At 46.8% G+C, this 24130-nt stretch carries 19 protein-coding genes; 17 read left to right on the top strand and 2 right to left on the bottom strand.

Features of this window, described 5'->3' with window-relative positions:
- The first annotated feature begins 7 nt into the window (after nucleotides 1-7).
- The 13 genes from ABXS85_RS14050 (at nucleotide 8) to ABXS85_RS14110 (ending at nucleotide 14653) form a co-directional block, all read left to right on the top strand.
- Nucleotides 8-1483, top strand: coding sequence for a phage tail protein (locus ABXS85_RS14050; RefSeq protein ID WP_353667147.1), 1476 nt, complete (start codon nucleotides 8-10; stop codon nucleotides 1481-1483).
- A 12-nt stretch (nucleotides 1484-1495) separates the two neighbouring features.
- Nucleotides 1496-2194, top strand: a complete 699-nt coding sequence (locus tag ABXS85_RS14055; RefSeq protein ID WP_353667148.1) for a hypothetical protein — start codon at nucleotides 1496-1498, stop codon at nucleotides 2192-2194.
- A 2-nt stretch (nucleotides 2195-2196) separates the two neighbouring features.
- Nucleotides 2197-3891, top strand: a complete 1695-nt coding sequence (locus ABXS85_RS14060) for a phage tail protein (protein WP_353667149.1) — start codon at nucleotides 2197-2199, stop codon at nucleotides 3889-3891.
- Complete coding sequence (locus ABXS85_RS14065) at nucleotides 3891-4424, top strand: phage tail assembly chaperone (protein WP_353667150.1); 534 nt, start codon at nucleotides 3891-3893, stop codon at nucleotides 4422-4424. The genes ABXS85_RS14060 and ABXS85_RS14065 overlap by 1 nt, the downstream gene beginning before the upstream one ends.
- A gap of 91 nt (nucleotides 4425-4515) precedes the next feature.
- Complete coding sequence (locus ABXS85_RS14070) at nucleotides 4516-6333, top strand: phage tail protein (RefSeq protein WP_353667151.1); 1818 nt, start codon at nucleotides 4516-4518, stop codon at nucleotides 6331-6333.
- 25 nt (nucleotides 6334-6358) lie between these two features.
- Complete coding sequence (locus ABXS85_RS14075) at nucleotides 6359-6727, top strand: hypothetical protein (protein ID WP_353667152.1); 369 nt, start codon at nucleotides 6359-6361, stop codon at nucleotides 6725-6727.
- Between the two features lie 14 nt (nucleotides 6728-6741).
- Nucleotides 6742-8574, top strand: coding sequence for a phage tail protein (locus tag ABXS85_RS14080; RefSeq protein ID WP_353667153.1), 1833 nt, complete (start codon nucleotides 6742-6744; stop codon nucleotides 8572-8574).
- Between the two features lie 17 nt (nucleotides 8575-8591).
- Entirely contained in the window at nucleotides 8592-8945 is a 354-nt protein-coding gene (locus tag ABXS85_RS14085) for a hypothetical protein (protein WP_353667154.1), read from the top strand.
- Between the two features lie 14 nt (nucleotides 8946-8959).
- Nucleotides 8960-10666 (top strand): phage tail protein, encoded by a 1707-nt coding sequence (locus ABXS85_RS14090; protein WP_353667155.1) that lies wholly within the window; start codon nucleotides 8960-8962, stop codon nucleotides 10664-10666.
- 78 nt (nucleotides 10667-10744) lie between these two features.
- A complete protein-coding gene (locus ABXS85_RS14095; RefSeq protein ID WP_353667156.1) occupies nucleotides 10745-12667 on the top strand; it encodes a phage tail protein in 1923 nt (640 codons plus the stop codon).
- A 36-nt stretch (nucleotides 12668-12703) separates the two neighbouring features.
- On the top strand, nucleotides 12704-13237 hold the full coding sequence (locus ABXS85_RS14100) for a DNA-binding protein (RefSeq protein ID WP_353667157.1): 534 nt from the start codon (nucleotides 12704-12706) through the stop codon (nucleotides 13235-13237).
- A 1-nt stretch (nucleotide 13238) separates the two neighbouring features.
- A complete protein-coding gene (locus tag ABXS85_RS14105; protein WP_353667158.1) occupies nucleotides 13239-13928 on the top strand; it encodes a hypothetical protein in 690 nt (229 codons plus the stop codon).
- Complete coding sequence (locus ABXS85_RS14110) at nucleotides 13913-14653, top strand: hypothetical protein (RefSeq protein ID WP_353667159.1); 741 nt, start codon at nucleotides 13913-13915, stop codon at nucleotides 14651-14653. Before ABXS85_RS14105 ends, ABXS85_RS14110 begins: the two co-directional genes overlap by 16 nt.
- Before the next feature lie 994 nt (nucleotides 14654-15647).
- Here the strand turns inward: ABXS85_RS14110 and ABXS85_RS14115 are convergent.
- On the bottom strand, nucleotides 15648-16712 hold the full coding sequence (locus tag ABXS85_RS14115) for a Fic family protein (RefSeq protein WP_353667160.1): 1065 nt from the start codon (nucleotides 16710-16712) through the stop codon (nucleotides 15648-15650).
- Between the two features lie 294 nt (nucleotides 16713-17006).
- Nucleotides 17007-17243, bottom strand: a complete 237-nt coding sequence (locus ABXS85_RS14120; protein ID WP_353667161.1) for a hypothetical protein — start codon at nucleotides 17241-17243, stop codon at nucleotides 17007-17009.
- Nucleotides 17244-17299: 56 nt separating this feature from the next.
- Here ABXS85_RS14120 and ABXS85_RS14125 point away from each other — a divergent pair, with 56 nt between their 5' ends.
- The 4 genes from ABXS85_RS14125 to ugpE all read left to right on the top strand — a co-directional run bounded on the left by ABXS85_RS14125 (nucleotide 17300) and on the right by ugpE (nucleotide 24130).
- A complete protein-coding gene (locus ABXS85_RS14125) occupies nucleotides 17300-20461 on the top strand; it encodes a CHASE domain-containing protein (RefSeq protein ID WP_353667162.1) in 3162 nt (1053 codons plus the stop codon).
- A 561-nt stretch (nucleotides 20462-21022) separates the two neighbouring features.
- Entirely contained in the window at nucleotides 21023-22324 is a 1302-nt protein-coding gene (ugpB, locus tag ABXS85_RS14130) for a sn-glycerol-3-phosphate ABC transporter substrate-binding protein UgpB (protein WP_353667163.1), read from the top strand.
- Between the two features lie 82 nt (nucleotides 22325-22406).
- Entirely contained in the window at nucleotides 22407-23282 is an 876-nt protein-coding gene (gene ugpA / locus ABXS85_RS14135) for a sn-glycerol-3-phosphate ABC transporter permease UgpA (RefSeq protein ID WP_353667164.1), read from the top strand.
- Nucleotides 23282-24130, top strand: coding sequence for a sn-glycerol-3-phosphate ABC transporter permease UgpE (gene ugpE, locus ABXS85_RS14140; RefSeq protein ID WP_353667165.1), 849 nt, complete (start codon nucleotides 23282-23284; stop codon nucleotides 24128-24130). The genes ugpA and ugpE overlap by 1 nt, the downstream gene beginning before the upstream one ends.

Genomic DNA, 24130 nt, shown 5'->3' on the forward strand with positions numbered 1-24130 from the left:
TATTCGGATGTCATTTTTAACCCGCGCTGGTGAAGCGCAAATTGCCAACAAACAGGCTAATGGTGGCCATGTCAATATTACTCACTTTGTGTTCGCTTATTTGCCCGAACTCGGGGCAGAGCCAGAAGACAGAGTAGAGGATTTGCCAGCGTCCGAATTCATAGTGGATCGCCATCCTTATTTAAAAGTCGCTTATGTGAACGACAACCAAGTGGTGTATTCCGTGGTGTTGGATTCCACCATAGGGGATTACTCGTTTAACTGGATCGGCTTGGTGGATGAGGAAGAGGTATTAATCGCCACGGCCTACATTACCCCCATTGAAAAGCGTAAGACCAAAGGCAATAAGCGTGGCAACACCATTTCTCGTAACTTCTTATTAAAGTACGCTGGCATTCAAAAAGTGACAGCCGCTACCGTGCCGGCCGAAACCTGGCAGTTGGATTTTACTGAACGTTTTTTGGGCGTGGATGAACGAGAGCGTCAGGCCAATGTTGACCTGTATGCCCACGCCAGCTTTCTTGGTGAGGCTTGGTCCGTGCTAAAGCAAGAACAAGAGGCAGAGTATCTAGTGTCTTCCGGTGTCGGTTATCTAGGTGGGATACGTGTACAAAACCACGCCGCTGAGCCTCTTGCAGTGGACAGCTTACCGACCAGCGTCTGGTTAGAGGCCAGTCTGCAAGGCGACATCGCGGACAGACAGCCTGTGACTTCCTTGCGCTTGCAAACGGATACCCTTGATGCAGAGACACAAGATGCCAATGGCGTGACTTACTATCGCACCAAATTGGCCGACATCTCGGCGGACGGGGTCATCACAGACGCTCGGGTGATCTATGAAAACGTGGCCCAGCATGAAGCCAAAGCCGACCCGCATCCGCAATACATAGCCTACACCGACAGCAAAACCGCAACCACCTTAACCACGGCCAAAAGCGATGCCACGCGCAAAAGCAACGCGGCGCTGGCGTCGGCGAAAGACTATACCGATGAGCAAGTGGCGGACACCTTGGCGACAGCGCAAGCCTTTGTTGGCGACTTTGTGGGCAGCATTCATTTTTTCGCCACTTCGTCCGCCCCAGCAGGCTTTATTAAGGCCAATGGCGCGGCCATTTCCCGTACCACCTACGCCGCCTTGTTTAGCAAGATAGGCACTATGTATGGGGCGGGTAATGGCTCGACCACCTTCAATGTACCGGATTTGCGCGGTGAGTTTATCCGTGGTTGGGATGAAGGTCGAGGCGTGGATTCTGGAAGGGGATTGGGAAGCTGGCAGGGGGATGAGTTTAGGTCTCATACGCATAACCTGAGTATGGCTGGATCGACAAGTTCTCAATTTGGTGTCTCTCAAGGTGGAGAGGGTTGGAGATTAACCTTTCGTTTAGGGGGAACCACGCGTTCAGGTAATGTACATATTACTCATAATGGGTCAAATGAAACTCGCCCTCGCAACCGTGCCTTCGCCGCTTACATCAAATACTAAAGGATGAACACCATGACAGAGCAAACAACAGACAAAGTCGCTTACGCATACGATCCGCAAACCGGCGAATACCTTGGCGAAGTCTATGCAGACCCAGATCCCTTAACCCCAGACCACTGGTTATTACCTGCTCACGCCACCTTTGACGCGCCGATTGAAGTGGACGAAGACCAAGTGGCGGTATGGCAACAAGAGGGGCAAAAGCAAACTTGGCAAAGCTGTGTGGATTTGCGCGGCACCGCTTATTGGGACGAGGAAGGAAGCGCCTACGAAATCAGCGAGCTAGGGGAAAATTTACCCGATTGGGCCTTATTAAGCGAGCCAGAAGCACCAGCGACCTTAGAAACCCAAACCGCACTCGCCAATGATGAATGCACAAGGCGCATTGAGAGTAAATGGGATCAATTCGGCCAAATGAATGTGTCATTGGGCTTGTACACAGCGGAAGAACAGTTGGCTTGCAAACAATGGATCGCGGCCCACTTGGCGGCATTGGAGGTCCTATTGGCCCGTGAAGATTTACTGGATATTGATGTCACTGACGACGCCTATTGGCAATTGAATTTGGAGGCCTATTCTGAGCCTGCTGAAACGGAACAGGAAAGCGAGCAGGAAACGGAAAACGAAACAGAACAAGAGGCTAAGCAAGAAAGCGCAAGCGCAACCAGCGAAGAAACAGACAGCGAAGAAACAGACAGCGAGGCGACTTAATCATGTCTTTTCTCACACAAGCCGGCGAAGCACAAATCGCCAACAAACAAGGTAACGCCAGTCGCATGACGATGAGCCATTTCGTGCTGGCCAATGTGCCAGATCTGGGTTCAGAGCCCAGTGATCGCGTTGCCGAATTGCCAAGTGACGAACAGATAGTACAGACCTTGCCTTATACCAAACACAGCTATGTGAACCCCAATCAGGTGGTCTATTCCTTGATCATGGATTCCACCATAGGGGACTTCACTTTTAACTGGATCGGCTTGGTGGACGAAGAAGAGGTGCTGATCGCCGTGGCGCACATTACGCCCATTGAAAAACGCAAAAGCACCGAAGGAGTAGAAGGTAACACCATTGCCCGTAACTTCTTACTTAAGTACTCCGGTATTCAAAATGTCACTGGCGCTAATGTGCCGGCAGAGACGTGGCAGTTGGACTTTTCCGCGCGCTTTAACGGTATGGACGAGCGGGAACGCTTGTCCAATCTAGACTTGTACGGTCAAGCCAGTTTCTTGGATAGCGCTTACCAAGTCATAAAAGAAGGTGATCAATACCAATTGCAAGCAGGCGTGGGTTACGTGGGTGGCATTCGCAGCAAGTTGGCGGAACAAGAAACGTTAACTGTCAGCGACTTGCCTTGCTCAATTTGGCTCGATGTCAGCTTGCAAGGAGACGTGTCGGACAAAGCCACAGTCTGCCAAATACAAGTACAAACGGCTGCTATGAGTGGTTATGTCAGTGGTTTTGTCGGCAGTGATTATGTGGACGCCAATGGCGTAGCCCATTATGTTGTCAAACTCGCTAACATCACGGCCAATGGCGACATCATTGACCACAGGCTGAGCTATGACAATGTTGCCCAACATGAAGCCAAGGTCAATCCGCATCCTCAGTACTCAACCTTGACGGACAACCAAGCCTTGCTGGAACAATTCAAGCGCATTCCTATTTATCCGCACGTCATGACTGACACCAATCGATTGGCCATGTCTTTAGCAGGCAGTCAATTAAGCATAGAAGCAGGGCAAGTGATTCGTCTCTTTGGTTGGTTGGACATTAATACGTCCGATTACCCAGAGAGGTCTTTTACGCTGGATTTAAGCAAAACCTACCACCTGCGTTTTGATTTAACTCATGGCTTTCGTCTATTGAATTTGGCCAGCACAGAATATAACCCGGAGCAGCGAGAACAACATGACGAAAGTTTTGATGCCACGTATGACGATGTGCTGTTAGCCGCGGTGGTAAATGGCGAATTGACTTCGTATCGCAATCTGCAACATCTGCCAAAAGGTCAGTTAGCCTATTTTGAAACAATAGAATCTTACCCATTAACGGCTTCACAAGTGGTGATGAGCTTAGATTTTAGTAACGATTACAGCCGTTCATTCGATTATGTCAGTTCATATCAGGCCTTATTATGTTTTCACCAAGGTTATGCTTATGGCTATCTTATTTATTCTTTAAATGGTTTGGAAATTTACAAAACTCGTCGGATTCATGTGGGTAATACACCAGGCTATGTATATAGCGATTTGGCGAATGGCAGGCTGGCTGGTCGGGCAAATCGAACGGATTACAAATACGAAGTGATGTTTGTCTACGAATACAACAATATTTCATTCAATATGACCAGTGGTACGTCAGGTTGGACTACGACAGACCCTTCTTATATAGCAGTGGAGGTATATTGATGTACGCCATTATTAAAGACGATTTGGTGGTGGGTCGCACGACCCAAGTTCAATCCCATCATCTCATACTCAATACGGCACAATTTGCCCATCTAAGATTTAATGGCAGCACACTGGTGGACGCTAATCAGTTGGGGTACACCACCTTCTATGTGGATGGTGCTGGCATTAAACACATTACCCCGGCCGATGATCGCCAAGCTGTGTATTGTCACTTTAGCGACATTTTAACCTCTGAAGATGGGGTTTGGATAACACCCGCTGTCGAAACAGAATCAGCAGTAGAAGCAGAAACAGCTGCAAAAACGAGCCTAACAGAGACCATGCAAGCTCAGTGTCAGGCCTTATCGGAGCGCATTCTTGAGGAAATGGATCGTCGAATGGATGAACTGGCTGAGTGGCGAGCTTATCGTCAGTTCGTGAGCAAGATTCCGCAGCAAGAGGGCTTTCCCAACCAAATTGATTGGGGCACACCACCAAGCCAATTAACGCAAGCGCAAGACCAGAAGTCGATTGACCAAGCGGTTAAATAAGCCAGTTAAATAACCCAGCTGCGAAATGCAGCGACAAGATGCACCTATAACATAGCCAAGGCATAAATTAATGACACCATAGGAAACCAAGATGTCTTTTCTCACGCAAGCCGGCGAAGCGCAAATCGCCAACAAACAAGGCAACGCCAGTCGCATGACCATAAGCCATTTTGTGCTGGCCAATGTGCCAGATCTGGGCGCGGAGCCCAGTGATCGCGTGGCCGAATTGCCAAGGGACGAGCAGATAGTACAGACCTTGCCTTATACCAAACACAGTTACGTGAACCCCAATCAGGTGGTTTATTCCTTGATCATGGATTCCACCATAGGGGACTTCACTTTTAACTGGATCGGCTTGGTGGACGAAGAAAATGTGCTCATTGCCGTGGCGCACATTACGCCTATTGAAAAACGCAAAAGCACCGAAGGGGTGGAAGGCAACACCATCGCCCGTAACTTCTTGCTTAAGTACTCAGGTATTCAAAATGTCACGGGGGCCAATGTACCCGCAGAGACCTGGCAATTGGACTTTGCCGCGCGCTTTAACGGCATGGACGAGCGGGAACGCTTGTCCAACTTGGACTTATACGGTCAAGCCAGTTTCTTGGATAGCGCCTACCAAGTCATAAAAGAAGGCGATCAATACCAATTGCAAGCGGGTGTGGGTTACGTGGGCGGCATTCGCACCAAGTTGGCGGAACAAGAAATGTTAACTGTCAGCGACTTGCCTTGCTCTATCTGGCTCGATGTGAGCTTACAAGGGGATGTGTCGGACAAGACCACAGTCAGCCAAGCACAGGTGCAAACGGAGGCCACAAGTGATGTTGTGAGCAGCGATTATCTCGACAATAATGGCATCGCCCATTATGTCAGCAAGCTTGCATCCATTGACGCCAATGGCGAGGTCACCGACCACAGAGTGATTTATGACAATGTGGCCAAGCATGAAGCCAAGGCCAACCCCCATCCACAGTATGTTGAGTACACAGATGAACAATGTGCGGCGACCTTGACCTTTGCGCAACAAGCCTTGAGCGAACATGAAGCCAAAGCGGATCCGCATCCGCAATACCAGAGTAAACAAAGCTTTAGTGTCAGTGGTTCAGCCAATGAGATTGTGTTGACCAGTGTGGCGGGCACCAACCCTGTCTCTCATTTAGCAGATCATCAGTGCTTTTCCTTTGTCTTGTCGGCGACCAACACTGCCGCTGTGACGATTCAAGTAGATGACTTAGAGGCCTTGAGTCTGGTTGGTGTCAGTGCGGCTAACCAGTTGCTAGCGGGGGCTTGTTTGACCCTGCGTTATCTGGCGGGGGCCTTTTACCTAGAGTCGCAAATCAACCCAAAAACCGGTAATACGATTACGGACATTGGCAAGCTGTGGATAGACACCTTAGACATACTTCGCCCCGGCGAATACCTACTGGATGGCAGTAGCATCAACAGCAAAAACCACCCCATTGCGGTGAGTTTGATTCGTGCCTCCTCCAACTGCATTGCCCAAGCGAGTAAAGAGGCTGACATTCAAACCTATGCGGGTTTTTATGGTTATACGGACGAAAGCGATGGTTCCACCAGTATTTCTTTGCCCATAGTGGGGGGCGAGTTTATTCGTATGCACGACGGTGGCAGAGGTGTGGATGATGGAAGAGCGTTTGGTAGTTGGCAGGAATCAGCTAATAAATCACATGGTCATTATGTCGGGATGGAGAACGATGGATTTGGGATAGTCCATTCAAGACAAGATGTTAATTCAACAGGCAATAATGGTGTTTATTCTCATTATAGATATGGTACTGGCAATACTTATAGCAAGTATACAGACTCGGATGCAGTACGTGCTATTGCAAATGGCGAAAAAGAATCTCGCCCCCGCAACCTCGCTTATTACGGCAAAACCCGTCTTTAAACACCGTCTTTAACTAGGAGTCATTATGCACTTACACAAATTTCAACTGGGGGCAGAGTTTCCCCTTTATCAAGGTGACATAGAAGCGCGCCAAGACCCGGTCACGGGCGACTATTTGGTGCCCGCGTTCGCCACCGATGTGCCTTTGATCGAGGAAAAACCAGATCATCAACGCTATTTCAAACAGGGTCAATGGCATTACGTCATCGACAAGGTTGGCACCCAGTATTGGTTGGCCGATGGCAGTCAGCACACCATTGTCTCCCTCGGGGAAGACTTGCCGCAAGACGCTTTGTTGGAAGAACCTGTTTTAGAAGATGAACCCACGCCGACCAAATCCCAGCAAGTACTGGGACAACTGAAAAAGCTGGTCGGTCGAACATCAGCCTCATAAATTAGGAAGGGAAGATGTCTTTTCTCACGCAAGCCGGCGAAGCACAAATCGCCAATAAACAAGGCAACGCCAGTCGCATGACGATTAGTCATTTTGTGCTGGCCAATGTGCCAGATCTGGGTTCAGAGCCCAGTGATCGCGTTGCCGAATTGCCAAGTGACGAACAGATAGTACAGACCTTGCCTTATACCAAACACAGCTATGTGAACCCCAATCAGGTGGTCTATTCCTTGATCATGGATTCCACCATAGGGGACTTCACTTTTAACTGGATCGGCTTGGTGGACGAAGAAGAGGTGCTGATCGCCGTGGCGCACATTACGCCCATTGAAAAACGCAAAAGCACCGAAGGAGTAGAAGGTAACACCATTGCCCGTAACTTCTTACTTAAGTACTCCGGTATTCAAAATGTCACTGGCGCTAATGTGCCGGCAGAGACGTGGCAGTTGGACTTTTCCGCGCGCTTTAACGGTATGGACGAGCGGGAACGCTTGTCCAATCTAGACTTGTACGGTCAAGCCAGTTTCTTGGATAGCGCTTACCAAGTCATAAAAGAAGGTGATCAATACCAATTGCAAGCAGGCGTGGGTTACGTGGGTGGCATTCGCAGCAAGTTGGCGGAACAAGAAACGTTAACTGTCAGCGACTTGCCTTGCTCAATTTGGCTCGATGTGAGCTTACAAGGGGATGTGTCAGACAAAGCCACAGTCAGCCAAATACAAGTGCAAACCGAGGCCACAAGTGATTTTGTGGACAGCGATTATGTGGACAGCGATTATGTGGACAGCAATGGCATCGCCCATTATGTCAGCAAGCTTGCAGATATAGATGCTAACGGCGAGATAACAGATACCCGTTCCCTAGCCTTTGCTCAGTCTATGATCAATACCTTGGCTGCCCAATTGTCAACCTCATTTAACAAGCGGATTCGTCATCAAGCACAGTTTCAATTGGACGCGGGTCAGTTAAAAAACGCGGCGGATGTCGACGTGGCCCTCAGCGGACATTTTTATCGCTACCCAGAAGGGCTCGAAATACTGTTACCAGACAGCCTGTCTTTAGGCACAGATTACGCTATTTACGCCACGCCAGACGGTTTGCTGGTCTCAGCAAACTTTACAATGCCCGAGGGATACACGGCGGAAACCTCCCGTCGGGTGGGGGGCTTTCACTACCAAGACGGTTTTATCAACGAATATTCATTGTATGACCTGAACTACAGACCAAATGTGCGCGATCCGCGGGGTATGGTCCGCTCACCTCAGGGCATTTGGTCAGACATTTATCTGTTAAACACCACACCGGATTTACTGGGCACCAGCGCCTACGGAGCGCAAATCGCCGACGGCGACAGCGCACCGAAAGTGCCTGTTGTGTGGGGCGGTGACGGAACAGCTCAATATGATGATTTTAGTCGCTACACTGCTGCGCGTGTGCTGGCGGCGTTCGGCAAGCGTTTGCCGTTTGGTCATGAGTTTGAGCAATTGGCTTTTGGCTCAACCACAGGCTACAAGCGCGGCACTGATCCGGTAACTACCGAGTTTAATGCTGCCGCCCGCTCTATGATCGGCTGCGAAGGGGTTTCAGGCGTAATCTGGCAGTGGGGGGCGGAAATGTGGGATCGCGGTAACGGATCAAGTGGCTATGAGTGGTATGCAGGTGACACAAATGGTGAGGGTCAAATTTACAGCGGGGCTGGAAGCTCCGGAGTTGGCGCTTCGCTTTTTGGCGGCGGCTGGGACTTCCAAGAGTCTGGGCCTCGTTGCTCGGCCTGGAGTAACACGCCGTGGCACTCGGTCAGTCATATTGCCGCCCGCGGTGTTTGTGATCATGTCGAATGTTATTAACTGACGAGGAGACCCGTATGCGCGGTAACACACACATTATGAATAGCGCTGACGATTTTCAACAGGCGTCTATGACAAGGGAAGAGGCCATTGCCGCGGCAACAGTGGTGGTGCAACAAGACATGGCCACCTACCCAGAAGAGTATGACCACAGTTTAAGCAAGGGCAAAAAGGGTTATATCGCCCCAGAGTATCGTGCAGTGGCTGTGATGGATCAGGCCGTACTAGAGCGATTTGGCATACGTTTAACGGAGCAAGAAAGTGAGCAATCTGAGCAGACAGTGCCAGTGACAACACCGTCATTAAGCAAATCCCAGCAAGTGTTGGGGCAGTTAAAAAAATTCATTAGGCGATCAACGACAGCCTCATAAATTAGGAAAATAACATGTCTTTTCTCACGCAAGCCGGCGAAGCGCAAATCGCCAACAAACAAGGCAACGCCAGTCGCATGACGATGAGCCATTTCGTGCTGGCCAATGTGCCGGATCTGGGCGCGGAACCCAGTGATCGCGTGGCCGAGTTGCCAAGGAACGAGCAGATAGTACAGACCTTGCCTTATACCAAACACAGCTATGTGAACCCGAATCAGGTGGTTTATTCCTTGATCATGGATGCCACCGTGGGAGACTTCACCTTTAACTGGATCGGCTTGGTGGACGAGGAAAATGTGCTCATTGCTGTGGCGCACATTACGCCTATCGATAAGCGCAAAAGCACCGAAGGGGTGGAAGGCAACACCATTGCCCGTAACTTCTTACTTAAGTACTCAGGTATTCAAATTGTTACTGGCGCCAATGTGCCGGCAGAGACTTGGCAGTTGGACTTTTCTACCCGCTTTAACGGCATGGACGAGCGGGAACGCTTGTCTAATTTGGACTTGTACGGTCAAGCCAGTTTCTTGGATAGCGCCTACCAAGTCATAAAAGAAGGCGATCAATACCAATTGCAAGTGGGTGTGGGTTACGTAGGCGGCATTCGCACCAAGTTGGTGGAACAAGAAACGTTAACTGTCAGTGACTTATCTTGCTCTGTTTGGCTCGATGTGAGCTTGCAAGGAGACGTGTCAGACAAGGCCACGGTCAGCCAAATACAAGTGCAAACCGAGGCCACAAGTGATGTTGTGGGCAGTGATTATGTGGACAGCAATGGCATTGCCCATTATGTCAGCAAGCTTGCAGACATAGACGCCAATGGCGAGGTCACCGACCACAGAGTTATTTATGACAATGTGGCCAAGCACGAAGCCAAGGCTAACCCCCATCCGCAATATCAGTTGAAGCGAGGTTTTGCGGTGTCGGGAACGGATAATGCAATAGTGTTGACCAGTCTAGACAGCCGCAATCCAATAACGGCCTTGGGCCAATATGAAGAATTTACCTTTGCAGTGGCCAGTACCAATAGTGGCTCAGTGACCATTCAAATCGATGGTTTAGCGCCCTTGCCCTTACGTGGCGTCACCACGGGCCAGCAAGTCTTCGCCTCAGCCCTCTTGACCGTGCGTTACCTTAACGAGGCTTTTTACATTGCCAAACAGGTCAACCCTTTGACCGGCAATGATGTATTGGACATCACTAAATTATGGATAGATACCGTGGACGTATTACGCCCCGGCGAATACGCCTTGGACGGCTCGACTTTAAGTCGCACCAGTCATCCGATTGCCTTTGCCATTGCGCAAGCTTCCTCCAACTTCATTGGTCAAGCGGAAAAAGACGCGGACCCAGTGACCTATGGCGGCTATTACGGCGATGGAGATGGTTCAACTAGCTTCACCTTGCCTATAGTCGGCGGCGAGTTTATTCGTATGCACGACGGTGGCAGAGGGGTGGATGAGGGAAGAGTGTTTGGCGGCTGGCAGGAGGACGCTATTCGAAACATTTTTGGTCGAATAAACACTAACTATAATGTTTTTACTGAAGGTGTAGCAGGAGCATTTACATATGTAAATGAAGATCTTGAACATACAATTGCTACTTCAGGAACCACTAGTACCACTAAAGGATCTACGACCTTTGATGCATCGTTAGTTGTTCCAACCGCCAATGAAAACCGCCCCCGCAACCTCGCCTATTACGGCAAAACCCGGCTTTAAAGGCAGTGTTTATGTCACGGTATTGGTTATTCAGTTCGCCAAATGTTAAGCAACTCAATCACGGATTAGGAAAATAACATGTCTTTTCTCACGCAAGCCGGCGAAGCGCAAATCGCCAACAAACAAGGCAACGCCAGTCGCATGACGATGAGTCATTTCGTGCTGGCCAATGTGCCGGATCTGGGCGCGGAACCGAGTGATCGCGTGGCCGAGTTGCCAAGGGATGAGCAGATAGTACAGACCTTGCCTTATACCAAACACAGTTACTTGAACCCGAATCAGGTGGTCTATTCCTTGATCATGGATTCCACCATAGGGGATTTTACCTTTAACTGGATTGGCTTGGTGGACGAGGAAGAGGTGCTCATTGCCGTGGCACACATTACGCCTATCGATAAGCGCAAAAGCACCGAAGGGATGGAAGGCAACACCATTGCCCGTAACTTCTTGCTTAAGTACTCCGGTATTCAAAATGTCACTGGGGCCAATGTGCCGGCGGAGACGTGGCAGTTGGACTTTTCTACCCGCTTTAATGGTATGGACGAGCGGGAACGCTTGTCCAATTTGGACTTGTACGGTCAAGCCAGTTTCTTGGATAGCGCTTACCAAGTCATAAAAGAAGGCGATCAATACCAGCTGCAAGCGGGTGTGGGCTACGTGGGTGGCATTCGCACCAAGTTGGCGGAACAAGAAACGTTAACTGTCAGCGACTTGCCTTGCTCAATTTGGCTCGATGTGAGCTTGCAAGGGGATGTGTCGGACAAGACCACAGTCAGCCAAATACAAGTGCAAACCGAGGCCACAAGTGATTTTGTGGACAGGGACTTTGTAAACAGTGATTATGTGGACAGCAATGGCCTTGCCCACTATGTCAGCAAACTAGCGGACATAAATACGGATGGCGAGATCACTGACCACAGAGTGATTTATGACAATGTGGCCAAGCATGAAGCCAAGGCCAACCCCCATCCACAGTATGTTGAGTACACAGATGAACAATGTGCGGCGACCTTGTCTTCTGCGCAACAAGCCTTGAGCGAACATGAAGCCAAAGCGGATCCGCATCCTCAGTATTATCAGTATAGCGACACTCAAGACGCGACCACCTTGGCGCAAGCCAATGGCTTTACTGAGCAGCAAATTGCTCAACATGAAGCCAAGCCAAACCCGCACGCACAATATTATCAAAGACAAACCTTTACCCTGAGTGGTGATGAAAACCAACTCATCTTAAGCAGTCAAAACGGCGATGGGACCATTAGTCAACTCAAGGATTGGGATGAATTTCGTTTTCAGGTGGCGGCCACTAACACCGCCGCCGTGACCATTCAAATTGATGACCTGGCGCCTTTACCCTTGCGTGGCGTGGCCGCTCATCAGGTGTTTGCTTCGGCCTTCTTGACGGTACGTTATTTCAACGAAGGTTTTTACATTGCCAAACAGATCAACCCTTTAACCGGTAACGATGTGCTGGACATCACCAAATTATGGATAGATACCGTGGACGTATTACGCCCCGGCGAATACGCCTTGGACGGCTCGACCCTAAGTCGCACCAGTCATCCGATTGCCTTTGCTATTGCGCAAGCTTCCACCAACTTCATTGGCCAAGCGGTAAAAGACGCGGACCCAGTGACCTATGGCGGCTATTACGGTGATGGGGATGGTTCAACTACCTTCACCTTGCCTATAGTGGGCGGCGAGTTTATCCGTATGCACGACGGTGGTAGAGGGGCGGATGCAGGGCGTGGTTTTGCGAGTTGGCAGGGGGATGCTATTAGGAATATTGTCGGTGAGTTTGGATCTGGGTTGTCTAATTCAGAAAACAGACAGCGTGTGTCGGGCGCGATGTATTTTAAGAGTCAGGATGTGGGTGATCTCGGCGTGTCTCAGGATTCAGGTCTAGTTGATGCGATTGGGTTTAATGCGTCATTAGTTGTCCCAACTGCCAATGAAAATCGCCCCCGCAACCTCGCCTATTACGGCAAAACTCGGCTCTAAAAACGATTTAATAGGACAAAGCAAAGAGGAATTTTTATGATTGCACTGATTCTCAACAACACCACCATCACAGGATATGGCCTCAAAGTCTCCTGTGAACTGCCTTTGCCTGAAGAAGACCTGTCGGGACAAAGCTCATCCACCGCGACCGCCGAAAAAGGCTTCAAGCCAAAGCGCCTGAAAGTGTCGTTAAACATCAAATACGAAGACGCCGATGTGCTGTCGACCATACTACTGCTCAGCAGCGCGACGGATTCAGGCACGGGAAAACGTACCGTGTACAACATAGACAACCAAACCGCCAGCGCCTTTGGGGTGCGTCAGGTGCGCTTTACCGATCGCGTTTCCGCACAAGAGATGGATGGCAGTCACGCTTGGAGTGTGAGCTTTACCTTGCTGGAACACCTTTCCACCTCGGAAAAAATCGAAAGCCAACGCCTCGCACAAAGCGACACCAAACTGGCCGCAGCGGATCAAGCCGCTGCTGAAGAAGCGCAAGGCAATCGTTCTTGGTTGGACAAATTAATTGACAAACTGGACAGCGCTTTATCCAACGAAAACGGATCATAATATGAAATACGACTTTCAATTGACCATTAACGCAGAGCGAGTGCCACTGGTATCTCATGATATTTGTCTCGATGATTCGCGACCTGGTCGCGCCAGCTTCGTGGTACAGAGCGACAAGGCCTTAAGTGGCATAGTGTACTTTTCTTTTTCCATTAACGGTAAGCAACAGCATGGTCATTTCTATGGCTACATAGAAAATTGCGTGACCGCCAGCCAAACTACCCAGACCTTATTTTGTCGGGAAAAAGCCAACCTCATGGAAATGTCCGTGCCCATGGCCTTACGCCATGCCACCTTAGGGGACGTACTAAACGCAGTGAGCGAGCAAACAAGCTTAAACTTTACTTGGCCTGAGCAAGCCTCATACAGCCAACAGCAAGTGCCTCACTTTGTTAATACGGGAACGGGCTTTCACTTGCTGAACAGTCTAGAAAAAGTGTTTGCTATCCCTGATTTTACTTGGATACAAAGGCGCGATGGCTCAGTCTTTGTTGGTGCTTGGCAAGATGGTCATTGGGCAAATAGCCCGATCAGCGTACCGGCAGACATACTGGACAAACAGCTTGCAACTAAAAGTGCTGAACTGCTCGCCATTCCCGGTCTGAGAGCAGGCTATCAAGTGAATGGTAACCGCCTTTATCAGGTTCGACTAACCGACTCAAAAATGGTGATCTCATGGAAAAAACCCTAACCCGCATACTGCAAAGGAAATACCCAGAACTGGCCAGCGGTTGGCATCTCCCTATCTGGGCGAGTGTCACCGATATTGGCAGCCCACTCGCCGGCGAAACCGCCAGCGAAGACACACCGGTTTATGCCGTCTCGGTACAAGTTCTCAAACAAAATGGCGAACCCGACAAGGACATTCCCGTGATTAGCGATGTGCTCTTACCTGTGCCAGCAGGCGGTATGCAACGTGGCCTGTGGGCCAAACCCAGTGTCGGCACCTTAGTGGAAATTGCCTTTGCTTATGGTTCTCCAGCCCATCCTTTCATACGCTCAGTGTTACCACATGGCCTGACTTTGCCCAACATGGCGGAAACCGACCAACGCTGGCAGCAATCTGAAAACGCCTACCTACAAGTTGATCAAAACAACGACTGGCAAAGCAAAGGGCAAAACGTCTCTGCCGACATCGCCGAAAACCTAACACAGCGCATTGGCAAGCTAAGAGAAATCATTGCCGAAAAACATCACGTCGGTGACGAATCAACCAACATCTACCAACTCCTGCTGGATCTGATGAACACCGTCTATGAACTGGCCAACGTCGCCTCGGCCCATACCCACAACTACACTTGGACAGATCCCGGTGGCGCCAGCGTGACCTCGCCTCCTTTACAAGCGTCCAACTACACCCAAAGCGCAACCAAGGCCCAAGAACAAGCCAACAGCCTACAACCTTTACTCAAATAAAGACCCTAAATAAGTGAACATGTAATTGAACGAAGTGAACAAAAGGTTAACAAAAAACTATCCACAACTGCTCACTTTAAAAAAGTTAACCGGCATTTAATCTTAATAAATTGAGCACTTTTGATTACTGATAAACTGATTCAATAATTGAAAATCCTCGTGTCGGTGGTTCGATTCCGCCTCTGGGCACCAATACTGCAATTTATTGATTTAAAATGATTTCATTAAAAAATAGAGCCGCTTAATTTTGCTTTAAATTATCTTTATCTAAATGATTTATAAAGATTTTAAAGGATTTGATTCCCGTTCTGTCCATTGTCTCCATAAAATAAAGAGAAAAATTCTGCAAAAATAAGCTAAGATCTATAAAAATTCTATTGAACATCATGAGTGAGATACCGCGCTTCACTGTGGCCAATACCTAGGCTACAGAAAAAGAGGTGAAATATTCTTCGATCACGTTATCAATTCATCCATTGTACCCAGAAAAATAAAAGAAAAAGTCTTAGAGTTTAATAGTGCTTCTAGCCGTGCACTGTGTGAAGTATTACTGGAAAAAGCAGGGTATGAACCTAAGGAATGGTATGCTTATGTTCGTAGTTTAGATGCATCTAAGCCAGACTAATTTTCCTGGTATCTTATTCTTTTTATAGCTTTTCTTTCTAAAACAAGAGGCAGTTACCCTATGGAAGCATTCATCATCATTTGAATAATTATATTTATTATAGTCGTTCTAGAGGCAGTAAAAAGTCAAAGTCCTAACACAAAGGAACCTCCAAAGAAAAAAGAAAGAACTATGATCTGCAACATTTGCCATGGCGCTCGAATGATCAAAAAGGATGCGGGATACACCGTAATATGTTGGGCATGTGAGGGTAAAGGCAAGACAAAATACTAATACAAAGATTTCCTAACGGTCAAAAGCGGACTTAAAAAATGAACCCGTCAAGATTCTTACTAGTTCGATATATTGTTTCTAAGCTCAAAAAAGCACCTACTCAATCGGTGGGAGCTCAAATAGCAGCGCCACTAGCGCATCATTCACGTAATAGCTCTCGCGGCCGAGCTTATGTTTGCTTAATGTGCCTTCGCAAAGTGCATCAAGGTAGCGTGTAGCGGTTGCTCTTGAAACACCTAAAGCTTCCTCGATAAATGCCACTTTAGTATAAGGGTGGCTGAATAAGCTATTCATTAGATCTTGGCTATAAAATTTATGCTGAGCACGTATATGCCGCTTTTGCTCAATCAATAAATCGCCGATGGCTTCCACCACAGCTGTTGTGTGCTCAGCTGTCACTGAGACGGCTTTTAATATATACAATATCCACGCTTCCCATTCCCCCGTATCTCTCACAACCTGCAATAAGCTGTAATACTGATCTTTGGTATGATTGATATAGCGGCTGAGATATAAAATCGGCGTATCTAATAAGCCATTCAGCACCAAGTGCAAAATATTAATAATACGCCCTGTACGGCCATTACCATCATAGAAAGGGTGTATTGTTTCAAACTGATGATGAATAAGCGCCATACAAACGAGAGGATCTAGAGCTTGCATAGTATTTATGAATTGCTCTAAATCAGCCATATAGCCAATGAGCTTATCGGGTGATGGCGGTTGAAAAACTACTTCTCCTGTGAGTTCATTTTTCAAGATAGTGCCTGGTGTTTTACGAAATCCTGCGCGATTGCCTTCCAGCACCTCTTGCATCTCAATAATGGTATTCAGCGTAAGCGCTTCAGCATTCAACACCTCGTGATAACCAAGATGTAATGCCTGCGCATAGAACGCCACTTCTTTCGTGACCGGATCAGCCTTGTCATTATGCAGTTGATATTTATAAAGCTGATCTTGCGTGGTAATGATGTTCTCAATCGCTGAACTACTTTGTGCTTCCTGTAACGCGAGCGTTGAGATCAACATACCTTCATTCGGGATTGTTTTGGCTACGCCCTTGAGCTCAGCCAAGTGACGATGCGCTGATATGAGCGCCTTCAATACGGCAGGCGTTTCTAAATCAGATTCTGGTGGCAGCGGTGCTAGCGTTGTTTCCATTGTTCAGTATCTTTGTTTTTTGAGCATAAGACGATTTACTTTCTCAAAAATCGCATTTTTTGAGCATACTGTCACTTACTTTCTCAAAAACCGCATTTTTTGAGCATATTGCCACTTACTTTCTCAAAAATAATCGACTTTGAGCATGTCATCGTCAAAGTCACGCTTCAGACAATGATCAGCTAGCGTCAAAACTACTCACTAAAACCTGGACTGAATTATAGGGGGGCAGGTAATCGTATCACCATGCTATAACTTATTTGACTCAGCCGTTTATCTGCCAAGTTGATCATATCAATATTCCTTGTCTGAACTTAGCTCTACAAAACTATTAACTGATGGCTTTTCCAAACACTCGTTCCATTTATCTAACTCTTTAAACAACGAGTCACATTGATCAAAAACCATCTCCTGAAGTGATGAATGAATAACTTTACTATCTCCTTCTATGTCTTCTATTTGGTTTAATTGCTTTCCATAACTTGGCACCATGTTTAAGAAAGCCATTACACCATAGAAACCATATCTCATTTAGTGTCTTACTGACTTTAGTCTATGCTCAAATAATCAACAAATGGGAACTGACTATGTTGAAAAGCGCAAAGGTAATCGTGCTGGTGAGTTTGGGATATGCTCTGCTTGGTGCCATGGGTCTCATGGTCGCTGTCTCTCCTGGTTATTCTACTATTATTTGGCCTGCGTCTGGTTTGGCGTTGGTGTCTGTTATCTTTTTCCCTAGAGCAGCGTCTATTGGCGTTTTGTTAGGTTCATTGGTAACGAATGTTTTCATCACTTGGCTGCATTATGATGTGTTTGCTTTCGCGATACCGGCTTGTATTGCCTTGGGTTCCACCTTGCAGTCTTTGGTGGGAGCTTGGTTGATTCGTCGTTATGTGAACATTAGCCGCTTGTTTCATCGCAGCCGAGAAGCACTTCGCTTTATCTTTATAGGCGGCCTTGTGACTACTGTGATAGGAGCGAGTGTGGGTAGCTTGTCATTGTGGTTGTTTGGCTTCATGTCCTTGTCTGATTTCTGGGTGAATTGGTTGGTCTGGTGGGCAGGTGATGCCATTGGTGTCATTTTTATGGTGCCTTGGATGGCGCTTTTCCTACCTAAGTTATTGGCTCCACACTTTGAAAATCGGTTGCGATTGTGGGTTGGTTTGGGGGCGGCATTATTATTGATTGGGGCGTTCTCGTGGGGAGGCAGTTATGAAGAATGGCAGCGTCAGCAAAAGGAATTTCGTGCCAATGCTGAATTGCTTGAGATCTCTTTATCAAATCGTATTAAAAACACCGTAGACATGTTGCATAGTTTAGTGGCTTTTATTGAGAATAGTGATGAGATTACGGCAACAGAGTTTAAGTATTTTGCGGATAGGGTAATGCAACGAGATGCGTCAATTGTTGGTGTGTCATTAAATTTAGTCTTGTCTGGTGAAGATATTAAGACCTTTGAACAGCAGATACAGGCCTATTATCCCAATCAAATTTTTCAGATTCGTGAGCGCTCGGAGAGTGGCAACCTAGTACCCGTTCAGCCAAGAGAAAAGCACATAGTGGTAACCTATATTGAGCCTCTAGAACCTAATGCCGCCGCTCTTGGTTATGATGTTTACTCTCAGGAAGATCGTCAGTCTGCTTTGGATAGGGCGATGTTATCAAGACAAGCCTTTCCAACAGCCCCCTTAAGTCTGGTGCAAAATACACAAGGTGTGTTGCTGTTTTTGCCTTTTTACGATGCTAATACGAACGATTTCTCAGGCGTGGCCACAGCGGTCATTTCACTCTCCACATTAACCGACGCTATCGTTGCGAGAGGGCGTTTACCTAATACCGATTTGTATCTGGTTGATGGCCAGGGAAATGCTGGCAAGCCAGTGATTGTGGCGAAAAATAGGGAAGCCAGTTTGACAGTAGGTAAGCTATTTGAGCGTCTAACAGAAAAGGACTTTTATCACTTCGAGCGCATTAATATTGGTGTTGGCGGGAAAAACTGGCAGCTTTATCAAGTTAGCGACAGTTACTTTTTTAAACAACCCTGGATAGTGCAGTTTATTTTAGCGTCGGGATTGTTAGTGGCAGGGTTGTTTGGCTGGTTTTTGTTAATTGTGCACAGTCAAGCCTCGGAGGTTGAGCATAAAGTACGTTTACGAACCAAAGACCTTCAGCAGGCTAATGATAATCTGGTGTTATTAGAGTTTAAACAGAGCAAAGCAAAAGAAGAGGCGGAACAGGCGAATCAGGCTAAAAGCGAGTTTTTGGCGAACATGAGTCATGAAATACGAACTCCGTTGAATGGTGTGATTGGTATTCTAACCTTATTAGAAAACAGTGCTTTGAATTTAGAACAAGGTCGTCTGGTCAAATTATCTAAGCTGAGTGCGGAATCATTGTTGGATATTATTAACGATATTCTGGATCTTTCTAAGATAGAAGCGGGTGAATTGGTGATTGAAAATGCGCCTTTTGCACTCACTGAGTTAGTGGAAGAAGTTGCTAATATTGCGGTGTTTAAAGCAGAAGAAAAAGGCATTGCTTTTAATGTACCTGCTTTACCTGTGCCAAATGTCCTTATTAATTCTGATAAGTTGCGTCTGAAGCAAGTGGTGATGAACTTGCTTGGTAACGCGGTCAAATTTACTCTACGAGGCGAAGTGAATCTACTGATTAGTCTTCAATCAGGGAAAAATGGAAAACACATTTTGTCTATACAGGTACAGGATACGGGAATTGGTATTTCGCCACAGCAACAACCCCAGTTATTTGAACGCTTCAAGCAAGCGGACGGCTCTACAACTCGACGTTTTGGTGGCACAGGTTTAGGGTTGGCAATCAGTAAAGACATAGTAACGGCAATGGGAGGAGAAATATCGGTTCAGTCTCAGCTTGATATAGGATCGAGTTTTTTTGTAGTGTTACCGATTGAAGTCAGCGCTGTCAAAGAGAATCCGCCATTGAGTTATAAGCCAGATGTTATGGTCATTTACAAGAATGATACAGGGCGAGAATATCTTGCAAAATTACTTGTTTCAATTGGAGTGAAATGCCAAAAATACGACTGTATCAGTCGTGTTATACTCGATGAATCTTGGGCTGCTGATGTGATCTTGCTTGACTCTGATAGCTTGATGGATGCGGATTCTAGTCAGCTGGAAGCGCTTGATAAACGATGTCAAGAACAGGCTATTAAACAAGTTATGCTGCAGCCACGTTCAGCCTTTGAGTACGGCGATAAATTAAGCAAAATGGTCATGAATAAACCCGTTGTGCTCGAAGAATTATTAAATGTATTAGAGGCTTTAAAGTCATCTACATCAGGAGACGTTATGGTTGTAAGTGGTCAGGATTCAGAATCAGCAAGTCGTCCTGTTTTTAACGTAAAAGTATTATTGGCAGAGGATAATCTGACCAATCAGATTGTCGCTCGTGGTTTACTTACTCTTTATGGTGTGGATGTCACCATTGCGGACAATGGTGAACGTGCTGTTGAACTTGCTAAAACGACAGCATTTGATTTGGTTTTGATGGACTGTCAAATGCCAGTCATGGATGGTTATCAGGCGACGCGAGAAATTCGTCGTTTTACCCAAGCTGCTACGGCAGCAGATGTGCCTATTTTGGCGTTAAGTGCGAACGCTATGAAAGGGGATGAAGACGAGTGTTTTGCGGCTGGTATGAATGATCATATTGCCAAGCCTGTTTCGCAAGATAAGTTAATTGCCGCCTTGACGAAATGGCTAAATTAGATGGAAGTAGGTTATGTTGGCCCCTTAGTCTTTGATAACTTGGACTTTAAAAAGTCGCCTAGCTCGTAATGAAGACTTGATGACGCTGCTGACAGTTGAGTTCATAAAAGAAGCAGCGGAATTGCTCAATGAGCTAAAAGTCCAAGTAATGGAGAGAGATTGGGAGAAGCTTGCCATTGTAACTAACAGCTTGAGAAGGGGCTGCTTTGGAAGTTTCTGGTGATCAGTTTTGTTCGCAATTGAATATCATGGAAGGTTTGATTAAAGAGGTAACTTTTGACTCTCTTGAATCGGCTTTACTGAATTGCAATCATGAGTTCAATCGCCTTTCTGTGGCGTTGAAACAGGATGTTTTAAAGTGAACCCTTTATCCCTTGGGTCACTTTTTGTTGTAGTTTGCTAAGTGTTTTTCCTTTCCTTTTTGCTGTTTTTTCTGCTAAAAAATTTCAAGTGAATGGTTTTTGTATTTCAAATGAAACTTAAACATCATCAAATTGCAATATTTAGTTTCTATATTCGTTCCTTCTTTTCTAAAAACAACTCATTGTGAGGAACATGGAAATGCATAAATTGAAATTGGCGTCAGTGGTAATGGGTTTGTCTATTGCGAGCTCTGGTTTTGCGGCAACAGACATTGAGTGGTGGCACGCAATGGGTGGTGCCAATGGTGAAAAAGTGAATGAAATCGCCAAAGCCTTTAACGATTCTCAAGATGCCTACACAGTTAAGCCTGTTTATAAGGGTAACTATACGGAAACCATGACGTCAGCGATTGCTGCATTTCGTGCGAAAAAACAACCCCACATAGTGCAGGTTTTTGAAGTGGGTACGGCTAGCATGATGGCGGCTAAAGGGGCGATTTATCCTGTTTACAAATTGATGCGCGAGTCCGGTGAGTCTTTTGATCAAACTGGCTTTTTAAGTGCCGTAACGGGTTACTATACGGATCAAGACGGCAATATGTTGTCTATGCCATTCAACAGTTCTACGCCAGTCTTGTATTACAACAAAGACTTATTCGCTAAAGCGGGCATTCAGAACCCACCTAAAACTTGGGAAGAAATGGAAAGCGTTTCGCAGAAACTATTGGCGAATGGCGTAAAGTGTGGCTTTACCACTGCTTGGCAATCTTGGATTCAGTTAGAAAACTTCAGTGCTCGTCATAATATTCCTTTTGCCAGCGAAGCGAATGGTTTTGGTGGGTTGGACACGAAATTAGAGTTCAATGGCCCATTGCAAGTGGCACACATCGAGAAAATGGGTGAGTGGCAGCAGAACGGTATTTTCAACTACGGCGGTCGTCGCAGTGATTCCGCGCCTAAGTTTTACAGTGAAGAGTGCGCCATGTTCATGAACTCTTCAGCAGGTTATGCGGGCATTAAGAAAAACGCCAAGTTTGACTTTGGCGTGTCTCAATTACCTTATCAAGCTAGCGCTATTTCAACACCTAAAAATACCATCATAGGTGGGGCGTCACTTTGGGTGTTGCAAGGTCATAAAAAAGAAGAATACCAAGGTGTGGCTTCTTTCTTAAGCTTCCTGTCTCGTGCTGAAGTGCAAGCGGATTGGCACCAATTTTCTGGATATCTACCTATTACCCACGCGGCATACGACTTAACTAAAGGTCAAGGTTTCTATGCCAAAAATGTCGGAACAGAGACAGGCGTGTTGCAAATGACGTCGGGTACCCCAACAGAAAACTCAAAAGGTCTTCGCCTTGGTAACTTTGTTCAGATTCGTGACATCATCAATGAGGAATTAGAGTCTGTTTGGAGCGGTGAAAAATCGGCTCAAGCAGCGCTAGATGAAGCGGTTAAACGTGGCAATGCGTTATTGCGTAAGTTTGAACGTGCTAACAAGTAACTCATGTTAATTGTTTAGCCTGTTGCCCTCGCTCTGGTGAGCGAGGGCTTTGTATTTCAATCTAGGGCAAGGCGCTGTTTCTATGTCTGTGTATTTTCCTCACAAAAAATTGCCGTATCTGCTGGTGATGCCGCAGCTCGTCATTACTTTTATTTTCTTTTTATGGCCGGCAGAGCAAGCCTTCGAACAAGCCTTTTATCAAGAAGACGCGTTTGGTTTGAGTCGAGAGTTTGTCGGTTTAGATAATTTTTTATATTTATTTAATGACCCTCAGTACTATAAATCCATTTGGGTAACCTTAGTGTTCAGTTTTTCTGTTGCCTTTTTCGGCTTGGCGATTGCCTTGTGGCTGGCGGTGATGGCGGATAGAGTGATTCGTGGCAAGCTGACCTATCAAACCCTATTGATTTGGCCTTACGCGGTTGCGCCCGTTTTAGCTGGTGTGCTTTGGTGGTTATTGTTTGACCCGAGTATGGGGCCAGTTGCTCTATGGCTACAGCACTTTGGCGTGGATTGGAACCATTTTCTAAAAGGTGATCAAGCCATGACCTTGGTGGTCATCTCGGCCACTTGGAAGCAAATCAGTTACAACTTTTTGTTCTTTTTAGCAGGCTTACAAGCCGTGCCGCGCTCTTTAATTGAAGCTGCATCCATTGACGGTGCCAGTCCTTTCAAACGTTTCTGGACCATAGTTTTTCCATTGTTGTCACCGACGACCTTTTTCTTATTGGTGATCAATCTGGTGTATGCCTATTTTGATACTTTCGGTGTCATAGATGCCACCACTCAAGGTGGCCCAGGTGTGAGCACGGCAACCATGGTGTACAAGGTGTTTAATGATGGCTTTATTGGCTTGGACATGGGCAGTTCAGCAGCTCAGTCTGTGATCTTAATGTTTTTGGTTGGCATTATGACCGTGATTCAATTCCGCTATATTGAGCGTAAGGTGGAATACTAATGATAGAAAATCGTCCTTGGCTTACCTTGGTAAGTCACTTCTCATTATTGCTTGGTATTGGCGTGGTGGCTTTGCCGGTTTGGGTTGCTCTAGTGGCATCGACGCATCCAAGTTCTGCTTTTGCTGCTGGAGAAATTCCCTTGTGGTTTGGCGATCAGGCGTTGGAAAACTGGCGTTCTGTGTTTCTGGGAGAAGCCAGTTCTGGTGTCGATGTGCCTGTGTGGAAGATGATGATTAACTCTTTTGTGATGGCGCTTGGTATCACCATAGGTAAGTTGTTTATTTCATTGTTATCGGCTTATGCCATAGTGTTTTTTCGCTTTCCTTTCAGAGGTTTATGTTTCTGGGTAATCTTCATTACGCTGATGCTTCCAGTGGAGGTACGTATTGTACCGACCTACGAAGTGGTGGCGAATTTGGATATGTTAAACAGTTATTCGGGCTTGATTTTACCCTTGATAGCCAGTGCCACTGCGACCTTTTTGTTTCGTCAATGTTTTATGAGCATGCCGGGAGAATTGATCGAAGCCGCCCGCATGGATGGGGCGGGGCCAGTGCGTTTCTTCTTTGATATCTTGTTGCCTATGACACGCACTAATATCGCTGCTTTGTTTGTGATTATGTTTATTTATGGTTGGAATCAGTATTTGTGGCCCGTCATTATCACTACGGATGATGCTTATTACACCTTAGTGATGAGTATCAAGCGTATGTTGGCGGTGGATCAGGGTGATATTGAATGGAATCACGTTATGGTCACCACCTTGTTGGCCATGTTGCCGCCAGTTGCTGTGGTAATTGGTATGCAGAAGTTGTTTGTGAAGGGCTTAGTGGACGCGGAGAAATAA

The sequence above is a fragment of the Marinomonas sp. THO17 genome, from assembly GCF_040436405.1.
Lineage (GTDB): Bacteria > Pseudomonadota > Gammaproteobacteria > Pseudomonadales > Marinomonadaceae > Marinomonas.